Source organism: Thermosporothrix sp. COM3 (assembly GCF_059696735.1).
In genome coordinates, this window is sequence record NZ_AP019376.1 from 2,273,436 (window position 1) to 2,297,533 (window position 24,098).

The following is a 24,098-nucleotide window of genomic DNA, read 5'->3' on the forward strand; positions in this document are numbered from 1 at the left end:
CTTTGTAAAAACAAAAAAACGTGCTCTTATCGTAAAGCGATGAAGAGATATGTATGCAATGAGTGTATCCGGTCACAAGGGCGCTCAACTTTGAATATGAGGAGAAAGGGGAAGCCGCAACAGCTTCCCCCTTTCTCTCTCGAATTTGAAGTGAATGAGTCTGAGGAGTCGCTTCTTTTGCTCCGAAATGGCTTTATTCGGACCACTGATAGCTCGGTTGGAGATGAGTATAAATCTCCAATCTATCAATCCATGCATGCCTTCAAAAGTTCCATCGGGAATTTGGACAAATTGGCCCACCTGGTTGGGACGAACTGTGGGACGCATATTCATGTTGAATGTCAGCCAGAACTCAAGGTGAGTATTCAGAGAGACTATGGGGTTGTGTGGGGGCCACTCTTTGACCACCTGCTTGAGTACCCCCTGGAAACGTTTCTCTTCTGGGGACGGGGATTTTGTTCCTATGCAACTCCGGGGGGAACCGATAGCCATTATATGGCTATCAATCCCTGGACCAGACATCAAACAGTGGAGTTTCGGCTTCCGTGTTTTCGCTCGAAGGAGCAGTTTGTACCTGTTGTGCAGTTTGCAAGATCGTGTGTCAGTCTGCTTACTCAACGGGGAATGGATGATTTCTCAGGGATACGTCCTGAGATCGGGCAAGAAATTCTGTCTCTCTATCAGAGATACATTCCTGGAGATCAGCGTTGGTTTGATGCCTTACCCGAGGATGAGCAGACGTGCCTACTACTGCATAACAAGCTGTCCCGAATTATAGACGACGAGCAAATGAGCAGACAAAGACGTATACGGAGGAATCATGTGTAGGTTACTGTTAATGAATGCGGCCGCTCTCGATATGATAGAGCCTGTCATGGAGGATCTTCTCCAATATCTGATTGAGGCAAAGGGCGGCGATGGCAATGGCGTCGCCGCTTTATGGAAGAATGGAAGAATGGAAAGTGAGAAAGGAGTACGAAAAGTAAGAAGTGTACTGCAGATCTTAAAATTGTTTCGAAGTGAGGGCGCGAGCTGGCTTCTATTTCACACGCGTTTAGCAACATGTGGTGAGGTCAGTAAGGCGCTCTGTCATCCGTTTGTAGAGAATGACTTTCTTCTTGCTCATAATGGGCATGATGCCGTCTTCGCTGAACTCGGGCAGGCGCTCTCGCTTAGTGATAGTGCCTGCATTGCCAGAGTGTGGGGACGCCTGGATCTTCCTATCCGAGAGCTTCAGCGGAGAAAGGGTGTGTTTATGGGGTTTGCCAAAGAAGACCCCTTTATTGTGAAAGGAGATCCTCACTCAGATCTTGTTGCGCTCTGGGACTCGAAAAAGAGGGCTGTGCTCTTTGCATCAGAACTCCCTCCCGGTATGCCCTTTATGACAAAGGTAGGGCAGGTAGCTCTCGTAGGTGAGGGAGAGATTTTTGATGCGATGGACGATGGGTTTGAAGATTTAGTCAAGGGACTAGAGGAATGGAAGAAAAAGCACAGAGTAGCCACCATATCGTCTGACCTACAAAAGATGTACCAAATGTACTCGTAATGGATGGAGGCGGAGTTTTTTTACTCAAAACTCCGCCTTTCTTTTTCTGCTATCCAGGAGAGTGCAAGCAATGATGACGAAGAAGAAATACACTTCATCTGCTTGAGAGAAGCAGGAAGTCAGCGGCTGTCACCTGCCATAGGTGAGCTTTTTCCGCGTGGGTGAGCGACCCTCATTTCTTTGTTCAGGACAGATTGAACTATGGGTAGGAGAAGGATCCTTCTCCTATGTGCCTTTGGAGTGAGAGAAAATGTTGACAAAAAGAAGGGCTGTACACAAATGTTTTTGTTGTAAAAGACTCACAGATTGTCGCTTTGAGTCGTTGGTAAAGGCCTTTTTCTGTGCGGAATGCTTTACCAGACGCGGTTCTTCAGTAGCAAATACAGCGATGAAGGGAAAGGAACAAAAGAGACTCCCCCCATTCTCAATAGAATTTGAGGTTCAGCGACCCGGCGGGGTAGGCCTGCTGAAGTATGGCTTTATCAGGTCCTCTGATCCGACTGTCAGAGAGGAGTATAAATCTCCAATTTATCGCTCCTTAGACCCTTTTTATCCAGCTCTTGAGATGTTGAAGAAGCTGTCCAGCCTGGTCGGGTCTAGCTGTGGTACTCATATTCATGTAGAGTGCTGCGTGAAGGAAAAAGTAAGTGTCTATTATCATGCGATCTTTGGTAGATTACTGGAATATATGGTTCAGCATAGACAGGAAACCAGTGATTTCTGGGGAAGAAACTTTTGTCGCTATGCCTGTTCTCGCTGGGATGGGCGCTACAGCGCCTTTAACCCTCTCTCAGACTATCCAACGTTGGAATATCGCCTTCCGCGTTTTCGTTCCAAAGAACAGTTTTTGGCGGTTCTTTGGTTTGTTCGTCGCTGTACGAGCATCCTCAACCGTAAGCTGTCCACCGAGAACGTATCTCCTGCCGAGCTAGGGGAAGAGATCTTGCACCTCTATATCAGAGCTCTTTCTAGAGAACATTCTCCTGCTCCAGAGCTGGAACTGGTTGAGCGACATGCAGGTTAAGAAGGTCATCATGACGACAGATAGAGCGGGTGAAGCTTTGTGTGGAAACCAGTGTGCTTGTGACATGAAGATTTGTGGAATGAATCACGCCTCGCCTGAAGACGGGAGCTTCCTGGGCTGCTTCCGTGAAGTAGTATTCCTGTAAAGGAGGAAGATCATGTTAGTTTTAAGAAGAAAAGTTGGGGAATCCCTTTTTCTCTTTGATGAGAAGAAAAGGGTATTTGTGGTGCTGCGTGTCGTAAAAGAAGTGGGAGAAAGAGCGAAGATAGGAGTTGAGGTTCCATCTGACCAGTTGCTTGTTAGGGCTGTCGCAGACGTTCCTTTGAACAACACAAAAAATCATATTGTAGTACGCATTTTAAAGGATGAGGGAAGCAGCGTAAAGATAGGAGTTGAGGCCCCGCCTCATATCTTAATCCAAAGAGGGAAGTTTGCAGGATTTTTTGAGAATTGCTGTTTCATTGGTGAAAGAGAGTATCTGACAGCATCTGAAGGAACAGCATTGTGATGTGGCCTTCTACCTGGCTTTGACGGCGTAGCAGGAGAAAGGAAATCTCAAGATGGAGCCAAATATTCAAAAGTTACAAGAGGTCCATCGACATCTTGCTGCGATTGCAGCATTTCTCGACGATCAGGGATGGCATTTTCATGCCTATCCCAGACAGATTGTTCCTCGCTATTGTTGGAGTTGTGCCCTGCTGTGTTTCATTCATAGAATGTATCATCTCTGGGTAAAAAAACTCTTGCCTGGCTTTTCGCGAGCGATACAACGTCCTGAAGCAGAGGAATATGTCAGGTGTCTCGCGTTTGCGCTTTTTCATAAAGAGAAGGTACGTACACTTGTTCGGGGGAAAGTCAAGTTGCTGGTATATGCCACGAAGCTTATCGCTCATAGCTATGAAGAACAGCTCTTCGCGGCACCTCTCAATCCAGTCCGGCTTCACCATTTAGTCAAAGCATTCTGTCAGGAATATGAACGCTTGACAACTCAACTAGATGAATGGTTGAAGGCAAACCCGCGAAAAAATCCACTTGCGTTTTAACGCTTGATATGAATGGTGAAGGACATGAGAAAGAAGATATCCCCTCATCGACCATGCATTCTGAGCTGAGCAAGCACAGAGATAGGGTGTATTCTGGATCTGCCCTGAACTATTCTCGCACGATTTTCTCCAGGCCGGCAAACGACTCGATTGCGTGACTTCCAGCGTCTCTCGCCGCATAGCGTCCGTTTGTCGTGATCCATGCCTCTCTTGTTGTGTGAAGCTCTCCATGTTTCTGGTGCCTCTCAGCGGAGATTCACAGACTGTTGCATACACAAAAGGTGGGTTCTGTTCCCTGCATCCCTGCCTTGTGGAGGCGTATGCCCCGTCTCCTGACATGGCCGTTCTGTGCACTTTGCTGTGGAACAGGTCTCACCTTGTCCAGAAAGGAGAAAATTCCTCTCATGTTCAGAGGTACATCACCTTGCGAGATCAACCATGTTCAGTCCGATCTTGTGATCAACAGTGGTGCCCTCATCGCCTTTCCGCATACCTGTCGGGAGGCTGCCTTCTTCTATGCTCGGCGAGGCCTGCCTGTGTTTCCTGTCAACGGCAAAGTGCCCTACCCGCGGACCCGCGGCTTCCATGAAGCCACCACTGACGCGGAACAGATCTCCTGGTGGTGGCGGCGCTGGCCTGAGGCCAATGTTGCCATCCCGACCGGCTCTCCCTCGGGTTGGACGGTGCTTGACATCGATGGGCGCCATGATGGCTTTGCTTCCCTGCGGCACCTGCAAGCCATGCTTCAGCATCGCTTGCTTGACCTGCACCAGGCGCCGTATGCCGTGCTTGCCACCCGCACTGCCCATACCGGCTCAGGGCGGCATCTCGTTTTCCGTTCCCCGGAGGAACCGGTCTTGTGCTGTACCGTCCAGTTTGTGGGCCTGCCCGGCATTGATCTGCGGGGTGAGGGCGGCTACATCGTCGTCCCGCCTTCGCTGCATCCCAATGGGCGGCACTATCGCTGGCACTCGTTTGCTCCTATCGCCCCCTTTCCCTCGCTGCTGCTTGATCTCGTGCGCCAGCGCGAACGGTTCCGGTGCCTATATCCCAGGCAGGACATGCCTCTCGCGGTTCGTGGCGGCCTCGCTGAACCATCTCAACTGGCTGACCCTGCTTATTGGCTTGAGAGAGCGCTGCAACGGGCCCGCGTCGGCACCCGTCACACCTGCGCGCTCTGGCTGGCCTGTCGGCTGATTCAACAGGCCCGGCTCACGCCCGCGCAAGCGGAGCCCTACCTGCGCGCATACGCTGCGCGTGTTCCAGGCGGCGGGCACGACTACCCGGTCTCCGATGCCCTCCGTTGCTTGAGCTGGGCCCATGCCCAGCTCTCCTGATTGTTCCGATCCGTTCTCCAGATCTGTGCCCTATACCATGAGGTGCAGGGCTTTTCTCTTGTTATAAAAGGAAGAGCTATTATGAAACGCACGATATCCGACACCGTTTCACCGCACACTATTCCCGCATCCGTTGCTCAGACCCTTGCCTGTATTGAGCTTGTCCAGCAGCTCCGCGAGACCCAACGCCCACCCACCCCCGAGGAACAAGCCCTGCTCTCCCAGTTCATGGGCTGGGGCGCGCTTGCTCCCGCCTTTGAACCCACGCCTCGCGAGCACTGGCAGGAGATCGCAGCCCGTCTGCGCCTGGTGCTCGGTCCCGAGGGCTTCGCGGCTGCCAGCGCCGCAACCCCCACCTCCTACTTCACCGATGCCCCGCTCATTCGCGCCCTCTGGCACCTGGCTGAGGGACTCGGCTTCACCGGGGGCCGCGTCCTCGAACCCGGCTGTGGCAGTGGTGCCGTCCTTGCCGCAGCTCCGCCTCAACTCTCCCTTTCTACCACCGGCATTGAGCGCGACCCCTTCTCGGCTGCCCTGGCTCAACTCCGCTGCCCGCAGGCACGGATCCTCTGCACACGCCTGGAACAGGTGATCATCCCCGCTCACAGCTACGACCTGGTGATCGGCAACGTCCCCTTTGGCAAAATCCCCATCTCCGATCGAGAGACTGGAGGCCATCGCTTCCCTCTGCACACCTACTTCCTCTGGCGGGCCTTGCAAGCCCTGCGTCCGGGCGGCCTTGCCCTGCTCATCACCTCCCGCTATACCCTTGATGCAAGCAGCCCCGCACACCGTGCCGCACTGGCCGAGCAGGGCTATCTCCTCGGCGCGCTCCGCCTTCCTGCCGGGGCCCATCGTGCCGCCGCCACCGAGGTCGTCTCGGACTTGCTCATCCTGCAAAAGCGCGCCGCGGCCTGCTCCTGGCAGGGCTCCCCCTGGCTCCAGACGACGGAGGCGCTGCTGCCGGGTCTCGCCCTCAACGAGTACTTTGCCCACCAGATGCTGAGGATGGTGGGCACTCCCGCCCTCACGCGCAACCAGTTCGGGGATCCCACCTTCACCTTACGCGCCCCGCAGCCCTTCGAGGCTGCATTGGAACAGGCCGTGTGCGCCCTGATCGAGGAGATCACCGCGCAGGGGGGCGGCTCTTTGCCCCCCCACGATTACACCCGGTTGGACCCCGACCTCCTGCCGCAGCGAGCCGACGGGCGCCAGGAGCGCTCCTACCATCTGCTGGACGGTCGTCTCGTTCAGGTGCTTCACGGGGAACTGGTCCCCATCACGCGGATGAGCGCTGAGCTCACCGCTCTGGTGCAGTTGCGCGAGGCCACGCGAGAGCTCCTGGAGGCCGAGCGCGACCTTGACCGGCCCGATGAGACCTTGCTGCCCCTGCGGCAGCAGCTCAACACGCTCTATGATGCCTATGTGGCCAGCTATGGCCCACTCCATCGCGCCACCCTGATCCAGGGCACCCCCGACCCCGAGACCGGGGAACCACGCCTCTCCCGTCGGCGCCCGGCTGCTCTGGCCGCCTTTGCGCAGGATCCTGATGCTCCGCTGGTGCTGGGGTTGGAGCGCTATGATGCTGCCACCCAGCACGCCGAGAAAGCCCCGCTCTTCTTTGAGCGGGTGCATGCGCGTCCGCAGCGCAAAACGACCGCCGACACCCCGGCAGAAGCGCTGGCCCTCTGCCTGGACGAGTGTGGGAGGCTTGACCTGGCGGTGATCGCCCGCCTGCTCTCGCTCCCGGTGGAGCAGGTGCCGGCCGCTCTGGGCGACCTCATCTATGAGGATCCCGTGCGCGGCGGCTGGCTTCCCGCCTCCGAGTACCTTTCCGGCCAGGTTGCCATCACCCTCGAGCAGGCCCGCGCCGCCGCCAAGCGCGAGCCTGCCCGTTTCCAGCGGAATGTGACCGCCCTGGAAGCGATCCAGCCCGAGCCCTTGCTGCCCGAGGAGATCACGGTGCGGCTGGGTGCCCCCTGGATTCCGCCTCGGGTCATTGCCCAGTTTTGCCGCGCCACCTTTGGCGCGTTCCCCCAGGTGAGTCATGTCCCTGTGACGGGCACCTGGCATGTCTGGGTCGAGAAAAGCGCCACCACGACCCCGGCAGCGACCAGCGCGTGGGGCACCGCCCGCCTGCATGCCTATGCCCTCCTGGAAGCCGGCCTCAACAAGAAAGCCCCGGTGGTCTACGACCTCACTCCGGATGGCACCTCGGTGAAAAACAGCGAGGAGACCCTGGCGGCCCAGGAGAAGCTGCGGGCGATCGAGGCCCGCTTTGCCGAATGGATCTGGGACGATGTGGAGCGAGCCCGGGAGCTGGCGGCCATCTATCATCGCACCTATACCGCCTGGGTACCGCGCCACGACGATGGCGCTCATCTCAGCTTTCCGGGGATGAGCGCCCGGTGGCAGACACAGCTCTACCCCTGGCAGCGCGACTTTGTCTGGCGCATGGTGACCTCTCCGGCCGCACTGTGCGCCCATCCGGTCGGAGCGGGCAAAACCACCACCGAGATCGCCGGGGCCATGACCCTGCGCCGGCTGGGGTTGGTGCGCAAGCCCGCCATCCTTGTGCCCAACCATCTGCTGGAGCAGATCACGGCAGAGGCCCAGCAGCTCTATCCCGGCGCGCAGATCCTGATGGTCTCCCGCGAGGAGCTGAGCCGGGAGAAACGCCCCCTCTTCGCCGCTCGTCTTGCCACGGGCACCTGGGATCTGGTGGTGCTGACCCATTCGGGCTTTGCGGCTCTGGGCGTGCATCCCGACACCGAGGCTCGCTTCCTCGAAGCCCGCGTGACCGCCTACCGCGAAGCACTGCTCTCCCTGGAACGCGAGCCCCACGAGCAGGAGGATCGCGCCGCCCGTCGCAGCATCAAGCAGCTCGAAACCCAGGTCGAGCGCATGCGTCAGCGGCAGCAAGCGCTCCAGGAGCGGCCCCACGATGGCGGGGTCACCTTTGAGCAGCTCGGCATTGACTACCTGATCGTCGACGAAGCACACCTCTACAAAAACCTGGGACTGCCCTCCAACCTGCCAGCGTTGCAGGTGCGCCCCTCCACACGCGCCTGCGATCTGGAAATGAAGCTGCGCTGGCTTCAAGCGCACAACGAGGGCCGCCCTTTCGCCGCCTTCTTTACCGCAACCCCGCTCTCCAACTCCATGGTGGAGGCCTTTGTCTGGGGCTGGTATCTGCGTCCGGAGCTGCTGCGCGCCTGGGGCCTGGAAACCGTCGATGCGTTTGCTTCCTGCTTCATCGACTTCGAGACCCGCGTCGAGGTCTCTCCCAACGGGGCCTCGTTCCGCCTCTTCCGCCGGCCCGCCCGCTTCCTCAACCTGCCCGAATTTCTGGCCCTCTTCTCCCAGTTTGCAGATCTGCGCAGCCCCGAGCTGCTGCATGGCCTGCGCCCGAGCAGGATTGAGCGCACCATCGTCGTCGAGCCAGATGCGGATACGCAGGCCTTTGTCGATACCCTTGTCGAGCGCAGCGAGGCGATTCAACGGGGCTCTCCTCAGTGGATCGCCGGGCGGCTGGATAACATGCTCTGGGTCACGACGCATGGGCGGATGGCGGCCCTGGATCTCTCTCTCGTCGGCGAGCGAGCTGCCCGTTCCCCCAAGCTCGAAGCGGTGGCCGCCCAGATGCTCGCCGTGTACGAGCGCTGGCAACGGGAGGCCGCCTTCCTGCCCGGCGCCTTCAAATCCCTGCAAATCGGCTTCTGTGACCTGGGCACCCCGAATGCACAGGATGACAAGCTCTATGGAACGCTGCGGCGCTTGCTGATTGCCGGTGGCATCCCGGCCCACGGCATCCGTTTCATCCATGAGGCCACCACCGATCAGCAGAAAGCCCACCTCTTCGAGCAGTGTCGCAACGGGCAGGTCGCCATCCTGCTTGGTTCCACCGCGAAATTGGGCACCGGCACCAATATTCAGACCCGCGCCGCTGCCCTGCATCATCTCGACGCCCCCTGGCGGCCTGATGAGGTAGAACAGCGCGAGGGCCGCGTCTGCCGACCCGGCAACCTCTATCCCCAGGTCGAGCTCTTCCGCTACGTGCAGGAGCGTACCTTCGATGCCTATAGCTGGCAGGTGCTTACCACCAAAGCGGTCTTCTTTGATCAGGTGCGCGCCGGGCGTCTCAGCGAGCGCACCACCGAGGAGCTGGGAGCCCATGCCCTCTCCTATGGCCAGGTCAAGGCGGCCGCCACCGGGGATCCGCTGGTGCTTGAGCAGGCTGAGAGCGCGGAAGTGCTGGCGCAATTGCTCCGCTTGCAGCAGGCCCATCGTCGCGCGCGAGCGCGTGACGCACACGAGGCAGAACAGGCCCGCGCCGCCGCCCGGCGGACCCGCATCGAGGCCCATCAGCTCGCGGCGATCGCCCGGCAGGCCGAGCAGGCCCCGGCCGGGTTGCGTCTGCCCTCGGGACAGCTGCTGACCGCCCGGGAGGAGATCGCCGAGTTCATCGCGCTGCGGGTGCTTCACCAGCTCACACAGAACAAGGGCTGGGAGAACCTGGGCCACTGGCAGGACTGCGAGTGCGCGGTGCGCCTCCGACAGCAAGAGCGCCGCTACACCATAGACCTGCTCTTTGGCAGCAGCGATTCCGCTCCTTGCGTCTCGCTGGCCTCGACCTGGCTGGCCCAGGGGCAACGCTGGCGCATCGTGGAGGCCCTCACCCGGTTTACCGCGACCGCAGCAGCCCAGGCCGAGCGCCTCCGAGAGACGGCTGAGCGTCTTGAGGCGCGGGCGGCCCGCTTTGCCGCGCAGGCCGCCGAGCCCTTTGCGCGCCAGGAAGAGCTGCACCGGGTCCGTGCTCGCCAGCAGGCCCTCGACCGCTATACCCACCTGGTGGCCGAGGCCAAAGAGCAGCCCGAGAAAGCGGCAGAAGCGGCGCGGCTGCGTGCCTCCCTGCTTGCAGAGAGCACCAGCCACACCGCCGCGGTCACGGCAAGCCCAATCCCGACGGAGACGCCTGCGGCCTTGCTCCCGCCACGGGTCCCCGCGACGCTGCCAGCATCGGGGGTTCAGACCACATGCGTCGCTTCGGCACAGGTCTCTACGGCTGAAGCCACCGTTCCCGTCGCGCCCGAGGTCCCAGCGGTGTCAGCGCAGGAGCCGCCTCGGCCACCTACCCGCCGGCGGACAGGGGGGCAACGACCCAGGCAGAAGGCAAGCCGAGCGACGACGCCTGCATCAGCAAGACCACGCACCCGACGGCGGGCAGCTCAGGGCGCGCCTTCCGGTCCTGCTGGCGAGACAACGCCTGCTCCAACGACTACATCAGCACAAACAGAACAGCGCCCTCCTGTCATCCCTGGATCACGCGCTACCCTGGTCTTTGGCAACCCGGAGCACATCCAGCAAGTGCGTGCCGCCTCTCAGCGGAAACCGCGCTCATCCAGGCGGCAGACCGAGCAAGCGTCCACATCTGCCGGGGCAGGGCACCGAGCGCAAAGCACTCCGGCCCCGCAGCAGGCGCAGCGCTCCGTGGCGCGGATACGCACGCCATCATCGCAGGCAACGGAACATGCTGCCGCAGCCCAGCAGCAGCACCCGTCCCACCATCGTAGTACGGACGCGGTTCCCGCAACTCGGGTCTCGCCCGTCTTTGGTCATCCAGAGCATGTCCAACGGCTACGGAAACCATCTCCCAGACGCTCGCGTCGCCGCTCGGCGGCTCCTGCATCAGAACACCCCACCCTGTTCACATTTCTTCCCCCTGTACCTGGGTCCACTGCCAGTACATCGTAGTGGGTAAATCGTGCAGGCTTCAAGGGCAGAAGCCGGCTCCCGCGTTCTTAATGGACGCTGATGAGAGGAATGGGAGCGAGAAGAATGGACGTGAGTGTGCCTCGACTTTCGTATGGAACCGCAGAGCGAACGTAAGGTATGAAGCGAACAATCATGGTATGGAGAATATCAAAGGAGGAAATATGGATTATCTATTTTACGGGAAAGTAGCTATCTCTAAAGAAGAGGTGCAAATCTCTATTGGACATGATGATGATGAACCGGTGAACATCTACCTGTTAGAGCGAGGAAAGCTCACCCGTTTAAGCGGCGAAGAAATACAGGGCACGTACAGGGTAAAATTCCCTGTATCTTCTTCGCTCAGGGTACTATGTATTTATGCTCGAAGCAATGAGATTGATGAATACATAGCGGCATCCTACGCAATTGATGAATATACCTTGATTTCTTTACCAGATAATGAGGTGATTTCCCTGACGGGGGCGGCAACGATCCTTTATGGAGATGGCTCCTTTCAAATGTCTGGTATGAATCAGGATAGGGACGACACGAACCCATCAGCAAAAGCCAACAACGGATAACGGGGTTGCGCATTGAACTAGAGACAGGTATTGTACAACGCCGGCGGGCAGGTAAGCACGAAAACGCTCCTGTTGGAGGTGAAAGAGGCCATGCAGCCTGGCAAAGGCACGCAGCATGCCGGGACAGTCACGCCTGTATCACGGACTGGGGAAGTATCACGAGCTGCATACCACCATCTGGTAAAGCTGTTGCTGCTTGCGCACCTCGGCAAAACCGTGTCAGAGAGGCCCTATGCGCACTCTTTCCCCTCTGACAGGCATGGGGCGTCTGATGAGCCTGTCAGAAGGTCTCAAGCAGGCTTGCTCGTTACGGTGACGACTCCCCATGTCTGAAGCTCAGGGGTCTTCTGGCACGCAATCGATGCATCGAAGCAAGACCATACCTGGTAATGGCTCTGCGAGTTGTGACAGCACACATTGACATCGTCCCTTCATATTAGCACAGGTGTAAGTGGCTCACCGATCCTGTCTCAGGCTATCGAGCATGCTCCCTATGTTTGGCACAGCGGGTCGGCATCGCTGTGATATCCAGGATCTCATAGAGTCCTGCTCTGTTGTTAGCCACTGTGTCAGCTCCTGCATCAGTTATGCGAAAGTGGCCAGTTCGCCCGACTGGTTTGATTCAGTTTCTGCAATGGGGCAGCGTCGGGAATGCCGGGGGCAAGGGCTGCACAGCGAAGCGAAAAAAGTCTCGTTCACTCCTGAGGTGAGACCATGCTTGGTCTGTGCTAGGGTGTTGTGACGCATGCGAAACAATACGAAAGGGAAGGGATGCGCTCCTGAGCGGGACCCGAGCGAAGTATGAAGGATGAGATGCTGAGAAGGTGGAAAAATCCGCCTTCTCTTTTTTTTGGGGTGGGGCATCAGGATGACCGTACGAATTATACAAAAAACGTGGTGTTTTGGGCGATTTCGGGGGCGATTCCGGTTCTGCTCCGGAGGAAGCTGGAATACTGGAAGAAAACACGAGGAGGCTATTTCTATGAAGCGTTTGATGATCTTGTTTGGTCTGTTGTTCGTTGTGATGATGGGAGGGGGAATCCTGTGGCATGGGAGCGCTGTGGCACATGCGGCGGGAGAGTGTCGTCAGGGAGAAGTGTGTGTGGAGGCGCATGTTGATGTGACGTGTGCGCAGGAGCTGAGTGTGATGCATTGTGAGTATACGGATCCGGAGACACAGGGGTGCGCGGTTGACGCGCAAACGACTGGCGTCGCCACTTTTCTTTTGGATGGAAAAACGGTGGGTCGTCTGGAACGGCGCTATTCGCCGTGGTGCCAGACGAGTTGGGGGCGATTGTGGGACTATCGAGGGGAGGGAGGGGCGAGATTGCGGATTGCGAATGAGGTTGAGGGAGGCGTGTCGTGGAACGAGGAGGATGGAAGTCGAGGGGTTTATAGTGTCATGGTGACAGTGGAGCGGCATGGATTTTTGATCGGGGTGGAAGGGTGGCTCTGGAGCGATGATGGAAGGGAGATTAAGGCCTCGATCCCCCAGGGGGAGTGGGCTATGTAATTTGGTCATCTGTTCCCTGTGTCTGGAGAAGCGGAGACTGGCTACCCTGTTTCCGCGATGATGGGGAGAGAAGACCTTTTTGAGGACAGAATGAGCAGCCGGTGTACCCGCAAAGGGCCACCGGCTTTATCATGCTGTCCAGGCGCTCAGCTAGAAGCGAGGGGCGGGTTGTGGCTCGGAGTCGTGAGGATAAGCCTGGAGAGTTGGTTCAGGTAGTGTTGAGGTAGAAGGACGTGTCAACATCGGGGAGAGTGTTGGCGCGGGTGTGATGGTAGGTGAAGATGCTGGAGAGGTAGGATAAGCGATGGAAGGTGCTGGCTGCCGTGGCGTGAGGGTGAGCCAAAAGATGAGAGCCAGAGAGAGCAGAGCGAGTATGGCCAGGGCGAGCCAGAAACGGCGTACAAGAGTCATGCGATCAGTTCCTTTCTGGTATGGTGGTGGTCTTCGTCGTAGTGAGACATCGTTACATCCTTTCAGGTGAAATGTGCGGGCACAATGGGTGTGCACCGTTGGTAGTGTAGCTGGTGAGTGGGGAAAGAAGGTGGGAAGGAACCGGAAGAGAACGGAGAGATAGAGGTGGTATTGGGAAAGAGGTGAGAGGGCCAGTCTTTTCCCTGGCCCGGTGTGATTAGTCATAGTGCGACATAGAGGCCCTCCTTGCTATGTATAGGCGGTGATCGAGGGTGAATAGAGAGGGTTGGGTGTGAGGATACATGAAAAAAAAGGCAGCCTGGCTGGTAAGGCCAGAGCTGAGAGTCTCGGGAAGCAGTGCATAAGAAACCTCCTCCAGGGTGGATAAGTAGTGAGCGAAAGATGAAACAGGATCATGAAATGAGAGCATTATTTCAAAATTTTTTAGCGTTCTAAAGGAAGTATAGATGTTTGTTGTTTTGTAATGTGGGAGAAAGGAAAGCAGAAATTGGGATGAGTAAAGAAGAAGTAGGTGTAAGAACATCGGAGAAAATGCCGTTATTGGATAAGAGGCTCCCCGAAAAGGGGAGCCAGCAGGAAGATCAGGAGACGCAGGAGAAGGTGGGGTGAGTTGCCTGGAGGTAGGAGATAGGACCGGAGAGGGTTCCCATGAGAGTTGGTAGGAGTATAGAGAAGGAGACGCCTTGTTCGGGATGTGAACAGGTGTGGAGGGTTTGAAAGATGGTGGAAGCGTGTGGCGTGAGCAGCCTGGAGAAGAACAGCGGGAGCCAGGGAGAGGAAAAGGCAGGGAAGGTTCCATCGTTGTCGATAGTAAGGGGTTGCTGCTGGTTCAGGGCATGGGCTGCGCAGGGGGTGATCGTGATGGTGGTGGTCGGGAGCAGGCCCTGCAATGAGGTGCGTAGGCGAATGACATTGTCATCGGTGGTACAGGTATCGGTAGGAGCGGAAGCAGCAAGCGCCGTTGAGCCGGGGAGAATGGCGAAAGCTCCGATAGCAAGGACAACAGCACAGAGTGGAAGCAGCAAGTGTTTCATAAGATTCTCCTTTTTTGGTATGTTGAGAGGTGCAATGTGCACCTGGGAGCAGGATAATCGAGGGGGATGGAACGAGAACGGGAAAGAGGGGGGAGGGTTCCGGTTTCTCAAAACCGGGAAGCAGGTGAGATTGCGGATGTCAAAAAGGGAAGCGGGAAAACGGTGGGAGCGAGCCAGGAGAGAGGTGGGAGAGGGAGTGGCCCAAGCTGGCACTCATAGGTGTGTGTGGATATTTCTGAGCCATTCCGGGTGATATCCGTCGAGGTTCTGTCTACGAGATGGGAGGGATGGAGGATGAGGTGTGTGGTGGTTTGGAGAGTGCCAACATATCTCGTCTCCGACGTGTCGTTCTGGTCGCTATCGCATTGGTGTTCCGATGCTGTGCCGGATTCCAAAACACGGATACCATCCAGCAGGCACCTCCGAACCGGAAAGAGGACACGGCCTGTTCTGGATTCCAAAAATCGGAACAAAGCCGGAACAGGTGCTTTTCCGGAAATGAAACAGCTGGCCCGGGTTCGGCGAAAAGAGAAATGAGGTAATAAGATTGGGGAAGCTCTTGGCTGAGGTCTTCCCCGATACACACTAAGGGAGGCAGGTCGCGAGCAAGCGAAGCGGCTCAAGGGTGGTCACGCCGCGCAGTACGACCATGACTTCTTCAACCCCTGCCTGTTCGAGTTCTGTTAAGCGGGAACGGATGGTCTCGGGACTGCCGAGGAGGCCGCGTACCCTCATTTCCTCTGGTGTGAACTTGCCCGATTCTTGTCGCACCAGAGCCTCGGCTTCCTGATCGGTCTCTGCCACGACGCCTTGCATGAAGAGTGTTTTTTTGATCGTGCGGTAATCGCGTCCAAGCGCCTCGCAGTAAGTGCGCAACAGGGCCAGTTTTCGTTGTAGTTCTTCTGGTGAGGGATAGGAAAGATGGGTAAAATTACAGGCGTCGGCATATTGTGCGACGATCTTCAGGGTTGCATGCTCTCCCTTCCCTCCAATCAGTAGGGGAATATGGGGCTGTTGTACGCCTCCGGGTTGATTGATCGCCCCGCGGAGCCGATAATATTTCCCTTCAAAGGTTGCTTCTTCCTGTGTCCACAGGGCTAGCAGCACCTGAGCGGCCTCGCGAAGCTGGCGTACGCGTTCAGATGTGTCTGGATACTCATAGCCATATGCGCGGTACTCGCGTTCAAACCAGCCTGCGCCCAGCCCCACGGTCAACCGTCCATGACTCAGCACATCGACCGTGCTTGCCATTTTTGCCAGCAGAGCCGGGTGACGAAAGCTATTGCAGGTGACAAGTTGTCCAATGCGAATACGCTCTGTTTCGCGGGCAAGTGCTGCTGTAGTCATCCAGCACTCAAAAAGCGCCTGCTCTGGCTGAACAGGGGAAATAAGATGATCTTCAAGCCAGAGCGAGGCAAAGCCTGAGCGGTCGACTTCTTGCGCGACGCGGACAATATGTTCACAGGCCTCTACAGGTAGATCTGGCTTCCAGAGCAGCGGAAGGACGACCCCGAGCTGAATGGACATACCTCTCTCCTCTCTCCCTGAAGAAAAATGGCATATATTTATGCATTCTACCTTAAATGATGTTCAGGTCGCCTGAAGCAACTATTTCTGGAAATGACGCATGCTTGCTTTTTTTGATGCCCGTCTTTGCCGCGGAGCAAGATGAGAAGCGCTTTGAAAGGATCAAGGGGCGAGGGAGTGAGAGCGCCATATCTTTCAGATTTTTTCCTGGCTGAGCTCTTGACAAAGGATATTAGCATGCCCTAATATCTTATTAAAAAGGTCGGATATCAGAAATGGCTGATATCTGAGATGGGAATTACGACTTCTTGCTCTTAATAAGAGTCGTTAAACAGAGGAGAATGAAGAAAGAATGAGCGAACAGCCTGTTGAGCAGCCCAGGAAAAGGTTCGGGTGGCTGGCCTGGAGCACTCGCGATATTTTGGTTCTTGCCGCTGTCGGCGTTGTTTTTGGTATTGTGCTTGGTGCACTGATGTATGTGTATCTGCTTTCCATTGTTCTGGGGGTGATTGTCGCCTGGGCCTGGATCGGAATTATGATTCTTCCCTGTTTCTTTATCGCATACGCGCTGCGTCGGGCCGGGGCAGCATTTCTTATTGCCTTGCTGTACTGTCTGGTGATGCTTCCTATTTCTCCGTATGGTCCCTCGATCATGATTACGGGCCTGCTTTGCGCGTTTGCCGGAGAGATCGGGGTAGCTGTCGGGACACGCTATCGCCATTTTGGCTTGCCTTCTATGGCACTGACCGGTGCGGCGGGCGGCGTTGCCATGTTGATTATTTATCTTATCTTCTACCCCACATCGTTTGATCTGGCATTGCCGATCTTGATTGGCGTGATTGTCGTGACCATCGTCAGTAGTACGATCAATAGTATTGTGGCGAAATATCTTGGCGATGCTGCTGCTCGTACGGGCGTGCTTGCCGGGACCATTCGCAAGGATCTCGAAGAGATTTAGCGCGGAAGTGAGTGAAGATGCTATGGCGTTGATCGAGGTTGAGAACCTGGCTGTCAAGTATCCGGGGCGCAAACGACCAATCTTAGAGCAGGTCAATCTACAGTTGCACGAAGGTGAAACGGTGCTGCTGCTCGGGGCCTCCGGGAGCGGAAAGAGCACGCTGGCGCTGACGCTCAACGGCTTGATCCCGCACAATGTTGGCAAGATCCTTGAGGGACGGGTGCGGGTTGATGGACTGGACACACAGAAGGCATCAGTGGTTGATCTGGCCCGGCGGGTCGGGATCGTCTTTCAGGACCCGGATGCACAGTTTGTCATGCTGACCGTTGAAGATGAGATTGTCTTTGGTATGGAGAATCTCTGTCTCTCTCCTGAAGAGATGGGCAGACGGGTAGAAGAGGCGCTGGCTCAGGTTGGTCTGCCACAGCATCGCTACCGGCGCGTTGAGCAGCTTTCCGGCGGCGAGAAACAGCGGGTGACGCTGGCCTCGTTGCTGGCGATGGAGCCCTCTGTCCCGCTCTTTGATGAGCCTACCGCGAATCTGGACCCGGTAGGCACCCGGGATGTATTTGCGCTTCTGCGGCAATGTAAGGAGATGAAGAAGCATACCATTCTCCTGATTGAGCACAAGCTTGATGATCTGATGGACCTGATTGATCGGGTTGTGGTACTGGGAAAAGGGGGCGTAGTGCTGGCGGATGGGGCGCCACGAACGGTCTTCCGAGAGCAAATGGAGCTTTTGCAGAAGCATGGGGTCTGGGTGCCTCAGGTGGCTTCACTGGCGCATCGACTTGCCCAGGAGGGGATTGTACTTGATCCCTTCCCGCTGACGCTGGATGAGGCCGAGGAAGCGATCAACCGCAAACGAATCGGTGCGGAACCTGTCGAGCAGCAGTCTGTTTCCCCTGTGCTAACGCAGGAGAGCGAGCAGGCTGCAATCGAGGTGCGGAATCTGTCCTATCGGGTGGCTTCCCGAGAGATTCTGCATGATGTCTCGTTGCGGGTGCCTCAGGGCGATTTTCTGGCGCTGGTTGGCTCGAATGGTGCGGGCAAAACGACGCTTGCACATCATCTGGTTGATATTCTGCACCCGCCTGCGGGACGTGTCTGGCTGCAAGGAAAGGACATTACTCGTATCCCGGCACGCGAGCTGGTGCATCATGTTGGCTATGTCTTTCAGAACCCCGAGCACCAGTTTATCACCGAGTCGGTTGCTGATGAGATCGCCTACGGTTTACGCGTGATGGGCCTATCGGCGGCAGAGATCACCGAGCGCAGGAGGTGTGTACGGAGGACGGATCAGACTGTGTGACCTTCTGTGCGCAGGATGGAGCACTGCATCATGTGCGCGTGCAGAGCCACTACTGTGAGCTGGACTGCCCGCTTGCGTGTAGCTGTAACCAACCTGGGAAGAACTATCGGCAGGAGTACCGCCTGATCGAGTATCAGGTTCAGGCAAAGGCGGATCACATGTTTGACCCGTCGATGCCCTTTAGCGACGTTGAGATTGCCCCACATGCCTACGACAAAGAAAAAGCCAAGTCCATACTGGAAAACGCCCGTTGGGTCGACACGGACGGGGACGGGATCCGTGAGAAGGACGGCGTCCGGCTTGCGGGGGAAATCGTGTACCGAAAAGGCGGCGCGATCGTGGACGATATCGCCCTCGCCTTATCCGCACAGTTGAACGAGATCGGCATGGCGATCAAGGTGCGCGGTATGGAAATGACCGCTTATTTCGCCGAATTGCGGAAGCGGGGGTTTGCGATCGCCTTCAGTACGACGTACGGCATCGCCTACGATCCCTACACGTCGATCACCAACATGAATCCGGACGCCCAAATGCGGGATGAAGTACTGGTTCAGGCGCTGTTGTCGGTGAAAAACGGCGGGGAACTGATCCGCTCGTTGAACGCCGCCGTCGACGAGGAGGAGATCCGGAAAAAATACGATTTGATTTTAAACCATATTCACGATCAAGCGATTTTCGTGCTGATCTCGTATACGAAGGAAGTGGCGGTGTACAACCGAAACAAAATCGGCGGCTATGCCTTCCACAGCTATCCTGAATATTGCGACGTTAGAGGGATTCGGCTGAAGTGACGGCGACTCTCGCGCGTTAGCGGTCTTCTGTCGATGCAGTCGCTGTCGTTCGCCCATAGTCTATAGCTGCTAAGTTTGCAGCTTACTTCTCATGCTTAGTTTCAATGCTTCATTCAAAGGTTGGCGCTCATAGGCACTAGCAAACGGATCGGCAAAAAGAAAGTTCTCGGACCGAGTATCAGTAACACATAATGCACAACATTTTACCCCAGAAAATTACAATAATTTTAACATAAACATTTTATATAGTAAAATACAATGTTATAAATAATAATCAGCTGATACAAACACAAATTCCTCTGGTAGATATAAGGAACAACAGCAATATGACTTCGTAATAGAAGCAGGAAGAGTGAGCAGAACGGAAGCTGGCGGGAACAGTTCCTTACTCATGTTTCCCACACTTTGACCTGTTCAGTGAAAAAAGCAGGAAGTGGAATTTTGTGCCATAGCCAAACATGCAACTCTGTGCTCTGCGAAGGGATCTGTGATGGTGAAGGAGCGAGCAGTGAAGTGACATGCAGCAGAGAGAAGAGAACAGTGATGCTTGCTCCTAATTCAGTGCTTCGCCCAAGCACCGCTTTGAGAACTGAAGCAGCGTGGACTGATTGCAGATCGTGGGTGACGTTCACATCCCACGATCTGGAGAACCGGCGTTTTGATGTTGGTATCGATGGCATTGATAGCTTTCTGCCAGATATTCAAATCCCTCACTCAGGAGAAGGGGGATTTCAACGGGCAAGGTTTCCGCGTCGCGCTGAAAGCACTCTCATAAATCGGTTCACAGGAACGCCGATTCTTGGCCTGTTTGGGTCTCAAAAAACGACCTCTTTTTAGTTAGAGAAAAATGCCTTCAATCAGCCTGCCAAGCCATGCGGGAACCTCTGCACGAGAACATGGGTCCACCATGTTCCCGCACAATGCGTCATCGCGTGTCAATAATTTGGTTCGTTGCTTCGAGTATAGCCCAGGTACCTGCGAGAAATCAAAGAGCCATTGGAGGAAGATGGTGTATGTTGAAATGGAGTGGGTCTGTCCTGCGAAACGAGATGATGGGCAGCAATAGAGTTCATATCTCTTATCGTTAAGCGCGTATCTTGTGCTTCTTTTCCTTAACTTTTGCAAGATGTCCATCAAGACGAAGCAGACTGAGGGTCAGTGAAGAAATGCTGCAAGTTCGTTTTCACCAAGCGAAGGGAACGTGTCCGACATAGACCTATTCCACACTGCTTGAGATGAACCCCTTCACCATCTGAATATTCAATATAGAGCTTTTGAAACGCTTCTGTCTGTTGTCGCAATGTGCTTGCTGTAAGGTCTCATACTCCGCTTGCAGGCGTATCACCACCTGCCAAGACAGTGACGGTATTCGGTTAGCTTGTCGCGAACTGGTCTTTTGCTAACTGGCTCGTACGCTTTTTGGCTCCAACAGCTGCATACTTGATTCGATCAACAGCAGTATGTACCTACTTGTGAGCATTATAATATCCAGCACCTATCGGCATCGGATGGCGCGTTTTAACCTGCCAAGCTCATACGCTTGTCGTGCCTGAACAGAGCCTACCGGACAGGTGATCAACAATCATGCAGAGCTACAGAGTGGTTCCGCTGTTTTAGAACACATCCTAATAGAGCTCTTGTTGAAGTTTGTTCGGCCATATACCAGGAAATGGATATTTCTACCAGGTACGAGCAAGGCATTCAAAACACACAGCTATACTTCAATCTCTATCAGCCTGAGAAGGCACAACCAACCACGTCGCATCTGAAAACAGAAGAGGCAGCCCCCTTTCCTTTCTGCGTCGGCATGGAGTGCGCTTCACCATGCTTCATCGGTGCGCTACTCGCAGAAAACAGAGCATTTTGATTGACAGGTTTTACCTGTCAGTGTCATCGCATTGAGCGTACTATGAACCGGCTTGAGCCGGCTCACTGCATTGCCACCTGAGATGTCAAGCGAGTTAATGGCTTTCTCGCATCCATTCTTCGCTAGCTTTGTCCTTTTGCAAACACGCACTAGAAGAGTGTGGCTAATTTCTCACAGGCCCATTTTCCATAAAGGTGTTGGAGATCCCTGCCTTCTATAATCATCAGCAATTTGATCACTTCAAAGAGCCGAAGCCGTTTCGGAGAATACGTTCCATACCCTTCTCGAAAAGCTGGCCACAAATCTTCCCCCAAATGCCAATGTAATAATGCAAGATCATACTCTGCCAGCCATCCTTTTGCATGCTCAAAATCCAATACACCTGCAAGAGCGAAATCATTTTCTCGAAGCCGGATATTGCCAGGATGCAAATCGGTATGAACCAAACAAGGCTTTTCTTGTTCATCAGTCACACTGCATTACTCTTGGAGCCACCTCTGTAGAGAGCACTTTTGTGCTTCTACGAGCCATCCTTTCTCATAACACCGTTCGCTTGCATACATCACCTCTTGCACCGTAAAAAGGCGAGCATTTTCCGGTGAGGATTAGGATCAGATTGGGTCGGATGACCAAAGTATTGCAGATCAATATGATGCATCCTGGGCACTGTCGTTCCCAAATCTCGAAGAAAAGACCATAACCTCTCTGTAGAACAGGGTGTGGCGAAACCGGAGGACCTGGTAAAGGTGGTCTTGCAGGAAGAGAACAAAGAAAACAGGCAAGATCCACACCTTCTACGTAGGATTGCTAGAGAATCGAGCCATGAGCAGTATCAAGCAACTCCAAAAAGCGCGGTGCGGGAACGCCATGCTCCGCTAGTTTGCAAGAGCAAATTGCTCTCTTGTCTGTCTTTTCCGAGAGAAGCGGAGAAAGACTGGTGTCTCTCTCCCATCACTGAGGATGACTTGCCCTTTCACCAGACGCACCAGTTTCCATCGATCATGTACCAGCTTCTCCTTCATCTTTCAATGAGAACAACAGAAACAGGGAAATCCTGCATCTGTAATATCATACAGTATACATAAGTAACCCTTTTCCTAATAACAAATTTCACTAAATACATATAAAAATATATTGTGCATCTCAATTTCATTTAACTTATTCTAAGCCATTTTATCCTATTTAACTTTATAATCTAATTATTTTCCTATATAAAAATCTTATTATGTTTTGTTTTTCTTTAGATGAACCTTTTTGGATAACTTTAGAAAATTTTATGCTTTTCCTTGTCGGAATTTCTTATTTTATATGTCATATTAATAGAAGATGCAGTACTATAATATTTTTAATTATAATTACCTATAATGAATGCATGGATGCTGAATTTGATCAATTGGCCCAATTCCAGTCTAACATCACTTTTTATATTCACGAATAACGCAGGAATTATCATAGACGAGAAATGATTCAGCAGGGTACACCTTCTAGGGATTATTGAATCTGACAGCAGAAAGGTTCAAAAATATTGATGAGTAATAACGGTGGATATTTAATCAAATTAAAAACGCACCAATTGATATAATAGTCTGCTACAATGCCCCCATAAAAGGAATAGAAGCACCTCGGCTTCATAGGGAAGATTTCCCTGCGGGGCTTTTTCTTTTGCTGCCGACTGGAAAGCACCCTCTGTTCACCGTGTCCGTACCTCGGCAACGCTTTCCTTCCCAACACCTCCGATGGGCCGTTGCCACCTGATACGTTCCCCATCCTGCTGGTTTCACGCTGCACCCGACCTCTCTACAGGAATGTGGCTGCTCCTCTCTCCTTCGACACACAGACAGAAGCGTCAGCTCACACGACAGGGCAAACAGCAGACTCATGGAGCCTCACCTCCTCTCTCTTTCCTCCGGATCTTAGCCAGCTGCTTCCTGTGCGCACGAGCACCCATTTCCGGTTCTCTTCCGCATGCCACCACCGGATCATCACGTTGCTGCTCCCTGCACACGTTGTCCGCGATCCGGCTGTCTCACGTCAGAATGCCATCATGCGTGCCATCAGCCTCATCACTGCTGGCCACAGACAGAACCTTGACGGAGACCACCCGGAACAACGCAGCAAACAACCATACATACACATGAGTGCCAGCTTTTGTCACTCCCTCTCACCTCCCTCAGCTGGCTCGCTCCCACGATTTCCTTCTCTGCTTTTGCTGCTCCTGCAATCTCACCCACGTTCCGGTTTTGAGAAACCGGAACCCTCCCCCTCTCTCCCGTTTCCGTCCCATCCTCCTCGATGATCCTGCTTCCAGGCGCCAGCATCTGGGAGATCTTTTTGTCCATCACCTCCTCCTGAAAGCGAAGCCAGCACCCTCTCATCTCATGCCACGCGGAAACGATCTTTCCGAGCAAGAGGATGAAGAGAGCCGCCCTACGCACGACAGTAACCAGCGATGACGTCTCCACTTTGTCGCTTGCTTTATCACCAATGTGCTCCTTCTCCCCATTGGATGAGATATGCTTGATAAGTACCCTGATCCCTCTCTCAAAGACAAGTCTCGCTTGATCATGACACCTGGGATAAAGTCCGTTGGGAAACAGGTATTTCTCTCTAGAAGAGGTTGTACTTCAGAGGCTGCTTGGCTGAGATGGTCTGTATCAAGCAAGCTGAACCTTTTCCCATGCAGAAGAAGATCAGACAGAAGAAGCACAACCGACGTGATGCAAGCCTTCAAGCTCTTGAACAAGAAGCTACTCAGGGGAATGTCCTGGAACAATGCCCGCTTGTTTTTGCCTTTCCACGCGCCTGTTTCCGCCTCACGACCAGGCAGCACGCCACAAGAGCTTGTGTTTGCTACCGATATGCGTTATACTCGAAACGACATATCTGTCAGCATGATACACGATGACCCATTCCGCGGGAACCTGGTGCTCCCACTCTTTCGTGCTGAGGTTTCCGTACGGCGTGGCAAGCGGGTTGACCGCATTGTCACCGAAGAAAGGGGGCATGTTGAAGCCGAAAAAGAGCACACAAACGAAGGTTCCCGCAAACCAGCCTGCGACATGGCTCCAGAAGCGGCGCGGGAACCCCAGCTGTCGGAACTGCCTTCCTCCCGACTACGGGATTTGAAGAAGGATCTGAATGAGAATGGTGAAACCCTCAGGGGTGAGAACCTGCCTCCGCTCGCTTTTGGCGATGGCGACACATCCCTGGATGCCAAAGTATTCAAGATAAGCGGCGCTGATGGTGGTAATGATAGACCAGCGGGGCTAACGATGGAAATCATACATGAAACATCGAAAGCGACTCACCCAGACAAAGGAGGATTCAACTTCCCCATCGGTGTGAGAAACGTTCGCAAGAAATGCTAGCAAACCTTGTC

The 24,098-nt window shown here is 54.7% G+C and carries 18 protein-coding genes; 13 read left to right on the top strand and 5 right to left on the bottom strand.

Translation table 11 applies throughout. The annotated features are described in order from the left end of the window. Positions 1-150: 150 nt before the first annotated feature. The 9 genes from KTH_RS09725 (at position 151) to KTH_RS09765 (ending at position 12,798) form a co-directional block, all read left to right on the top strand. Positions 151-828 carry a hypothetical protein gene (locus KTH_RS09725; protein ID WP_497618199.1) on the top strand — a complete coding sequence of 226 codons (678 nt, stop codon included), beginning with the start codon at positions 151-153 and terminating at the stop codon, positions 826-828. Beyond that, on the top strand, positions 821-1,546 hold the full coding sequence (locus KTH_RS09730; protein WP_111324743.1) for a class II glutamine amidotransferase: 726 nt from the start codon (positions 821-823) through the stop codon (positions 1,544-1,546). Before KTH_RS09725 ends, KTH_RS09730 begins: the two co-directional genes overlap by 8 nt. Before the next feature lie 631 nt (positions 1,547-2,177). Then, a complete protein-coding gene (locus KTH_RS09735; protein ID WP_137686348.1) occupies positions 2,178-2,570 on the top strand; it encodes a hypothetical protein in 393 nt (130 codons plus the stop codon). Between the two features lie 157 nt (positions 2,571-2,727). Continuing rightward, on the top strand, positions 2,728-3,078 hold the full coding sequence (locus KTH_RS09740) for a carbon storage regulator (protein ID WP_111324745.1): 351 nt from the start codon (positions 2,728-2,730) through the stop codon (positions 3,076-3,078). A 52-nt stretch (positions 3,079-3,130) separates the two neighbouring features. Then, the gene (locus KTH_RS09745; RefSeq protein ID WP_111324746.1) at positions 3,131-3,613 is read left to right on the top strand and encodes a hypothetical protein; all 483 of its coding nucleotides are present in this window, start codon (positions 3,131-3,133) and stop codon (positions 3,611-3,613) included. A 404-nt stretch (positions 3,614-4,017) separates the two neighbouring features. Further along, positions 4,018-4,950 carry a bifunctional DNA primase/polymerase gene (locus KTH_RS09750; protein WP_170142816.1) on the top strand — a complete coding sequence of 311 codons (933 nt, stop codon included), beginning with the start codon at positions 4,018-4,020 and terminating at the stop codon, positions 4,948-4,950. A gap of 81 nt (positions 4,951-5,031) precedes the next feature. Next, positions 5,032-10,704: a helicase-like domain-containing protein gene (locus tag KTH_RS09755; protein ID WP_497618202.1), complete on the top strand. Its 5,673-nt coding sequence runs from the start codon at positions 5,032-5,034 to the stop codon at positions 10,702-10,704. Between the two features lie 158 nt (positions 10,705-10,862). Next, positions 10,863-11,285 (top strand): hypothetical protein, encoded by a 423-nt coding sequence (locus tag KTH_RS09760; protein ID WP_497618204.1) that lies wholly within the window; start codon positions 10,863-10,865, stop codon positions 11,283-11,285. Between the two features lie 982 nt (positions 11,286-12,267). Next, positions 12,268-12,798 (top strand): DUF2690 domain-containing protein, encoded by a 531-nt coding sequence (locus KTH_RS09765; protein ID WP_497618206.1) that lies wholly within the window; start codon positions 12,268-12,270, stop codon positions 12,796-12,798. A 150-nt stretch (positions 12,799-12,948) separates the two neighbouring features. Here KTH_RS09765 and KTH_RS09770 read toward each other — a convergent pair whose 3' ends face one another. The 3 genes from KTH_RS09770 to KTH_RS09780 form a co-directional block, all read right to left on the bottom strand. After that, positions 12,949-13,209, bottom strand: coding sequence for a hypothetical protein (locus KTH_RS09770; protein WP_497618208.1), 261 nt, complete (start codon positions 13,207-13,209; stop codon positions 12,949-12,951). 602 nt (positions 13,210-13,811) lie between these two features. After that, on the bottom strand, positions 13,812-14,264 hold the full coding sequence (locus tag KTH_RS09775) for a hypothetical protein (protein WP_497618209.1): 453 nt from the start codon (positions 14,262-14,264) through the stop codon (positions 13,812-13,814). Positions 14,265-14,849: 585 nt separating this feature from the next. Beyond that, complete coding sequence (locus KTH_RS09780) at positions 14,850-15,791, bottom strand: LLM class F420-dependent oxidoreductase (protein WP_497618212.1); 942 nt, start codon at positions 15,789-15,791, stop codon at positions 14,850-14,852. A gap of 352 nt (positions 15,792-16,143) precedes the next feature. On the opposite strand from KTH_RS09780, the gene KTH_RS09785 reads away from it, so the two are divergent. Genes KTH_RS09785 through KTH_RS09795 form a run of 3 tightly spaced genes read left to right on the top strand, consistent with a single transcriptional unit; the run spans position 16,144 to position 18,852 of the window. Continuing rightward, entirely contained in the window at positions 16,144-16,749 is a 606-nt protein-coding gene (locus tag KTH_RS09785; RefSeq protein ID WP_497618215.1) for an ECF transporter S component, read from the top strand. A 7-nt stretch (positions 16,750-16,756) separates the two neighbouring features. After that, a complete protein-coding gene (locus KTH_RS09790) occupies positions 16,757-18,061 on the top strand; it encodes an ABC transporter ATP-binding protein (RefSeq protein ID WP_497618218.1) in 1,305 nt (434 codons plus the stop codon). Between the two features lie 32 nt (positions 18,062-18,093). Beyond that, entirely contained in the window at positions 18,094-18,852 is a 759-nt protein-coding gene (locus KTH_RS09795) for an ABC transporter substrate-binding protein (RefSeq protein WP_497618222.1), read from the top strand. Between the two features lie 2,016 nt (positions 18,853-20,868). Here the strand turns inward: KTH_RS09795 and KTH_RS09800 are convergent. Beyond that, on the bottom strand, positions 20,869-21,192 hold the full coding sequence (locus KTH_RS09800) for a phosphotransferase family protein (protein ID WP_497618224.1): 324 nt from the start codon (positions 21,190-21,192) through the stop codon (positions 20,869-20,871). Between the two features lie 1,590 nt (positions 21,193-22,782). Continuing rightward, positions 22,783-23,181: a hypothetical protein gene (locus KTH_RS09805; RefSeq protein WP_497618227.1), complete on the bottom strand. Its 399-nt coding sequence runs from the start codon at positions 23,179-23,181 to the stop codon at positions 22,783-22,785. Positions 23,182-23,436: 255 nt separating this feature from the next. Between KTH_RS09805 and KTH_RS09810 the strand changes: the two genes are divergently transcribed. Then, on the top strand, positions 23,437-24,087 hold the full coding sequence (locus tag KTH_RS09810; protein ID WP_497618229.1) for a hypothetical protein: 651 nt from the start codon (positions 23,437-23,439) through the stop codon (positions 24,085-24,087). Positions 24,088-24,098: the final 11 nt, after the last annotated feature.

Excerpts from the sequence above, each read along its gene's own strand:
- KTH_RS09730 (WP_111324743.1), top strand. The coding sequence starts at position 821 with ATGTGTAGGTTACTGTTAATGAATGCGGCCGCTCTCGATATGATAGAG.
- KTH_RS09740 (WP_111324745.1), top strand. The coding sequence starts at position 2,728 with ATGTTAGTTTTAAGAAGAAAAGTTGGGGAATCCCTTTTTCTCTTTGAT.
- KTH_RS09745 (WP_111324746.1), top strand. The coding sequence starts at position 3,131 with ATGGAGCCAAATATTCAAAAGTTACAAGAGGTCCATCGACATCTTGCT.
- KTH_RS09750 (WP_170142816.1), top strand. The coding sequence starts at position 4,018 with ATGTTCAGAGGTACATCACCTTGCGAGATCAACCATGTTCAGTCCGAT.
- KTH_RS09755 (WP_497618202.1), top strand. The coding sequence starts at position 5,032 with ATGAAACGCACGATATCCGACACCGTTTCACCGCACACTATTCCCGCA.
- KTH_RS09760 (WP_497618204.1), top strand. The coding sequence starts at position 10,863 with ATGGAGAATATCAAAGGAGGAAATATGGATTATCTATTTTACGGGAAA.
- KTH_RS09765 (WP_497618206.1), top strand. The coding sequence starts at position 12,268 with ATGAAGCGTTTGATGATCTTGTTTGGTCTGTTGTTCGTTGTGATGATG.
- KTH_RS09770 (WP_497618208.1), bottom strand. The coding sequence starts at position 13,209 with ATGACTCTTGTACGCCGTTTCTGGCTCGCCCTGGCCATACTCGCTCTG.
- KTH_RS09775 (WP_497618209.1), bottom strand. The coding sequence starts at position 14,264 with ATGAAACACTTGCTGCTTCCACTCTGTGCTGTTGTCCTTGCTATCGGA.
- KTH_RS09780 (WP_497618212.1), bottom strand. The coding sequence starts at position 15,791 with ATGTCCATTCAGCTCGGGGTCGTCCTTCCGCTGCTCTGGAAGCCAGAT.
- KTH_RS09785 (WP_497618215.1), top strand. The coding sequence starts at position 16,144 with ATGAGCGAACAGCCTGTTGAGCAGCCCAGGAAAAGGTTCGGGTGGCTG.
- KTH_RS09810 (WP_497618229.1), top strand. The coding sequence starts at position 23,437 with ATGCAAGCCTTCAAGCTCTTGAACAAGAAGCTACTCAGGGGAATGTCC.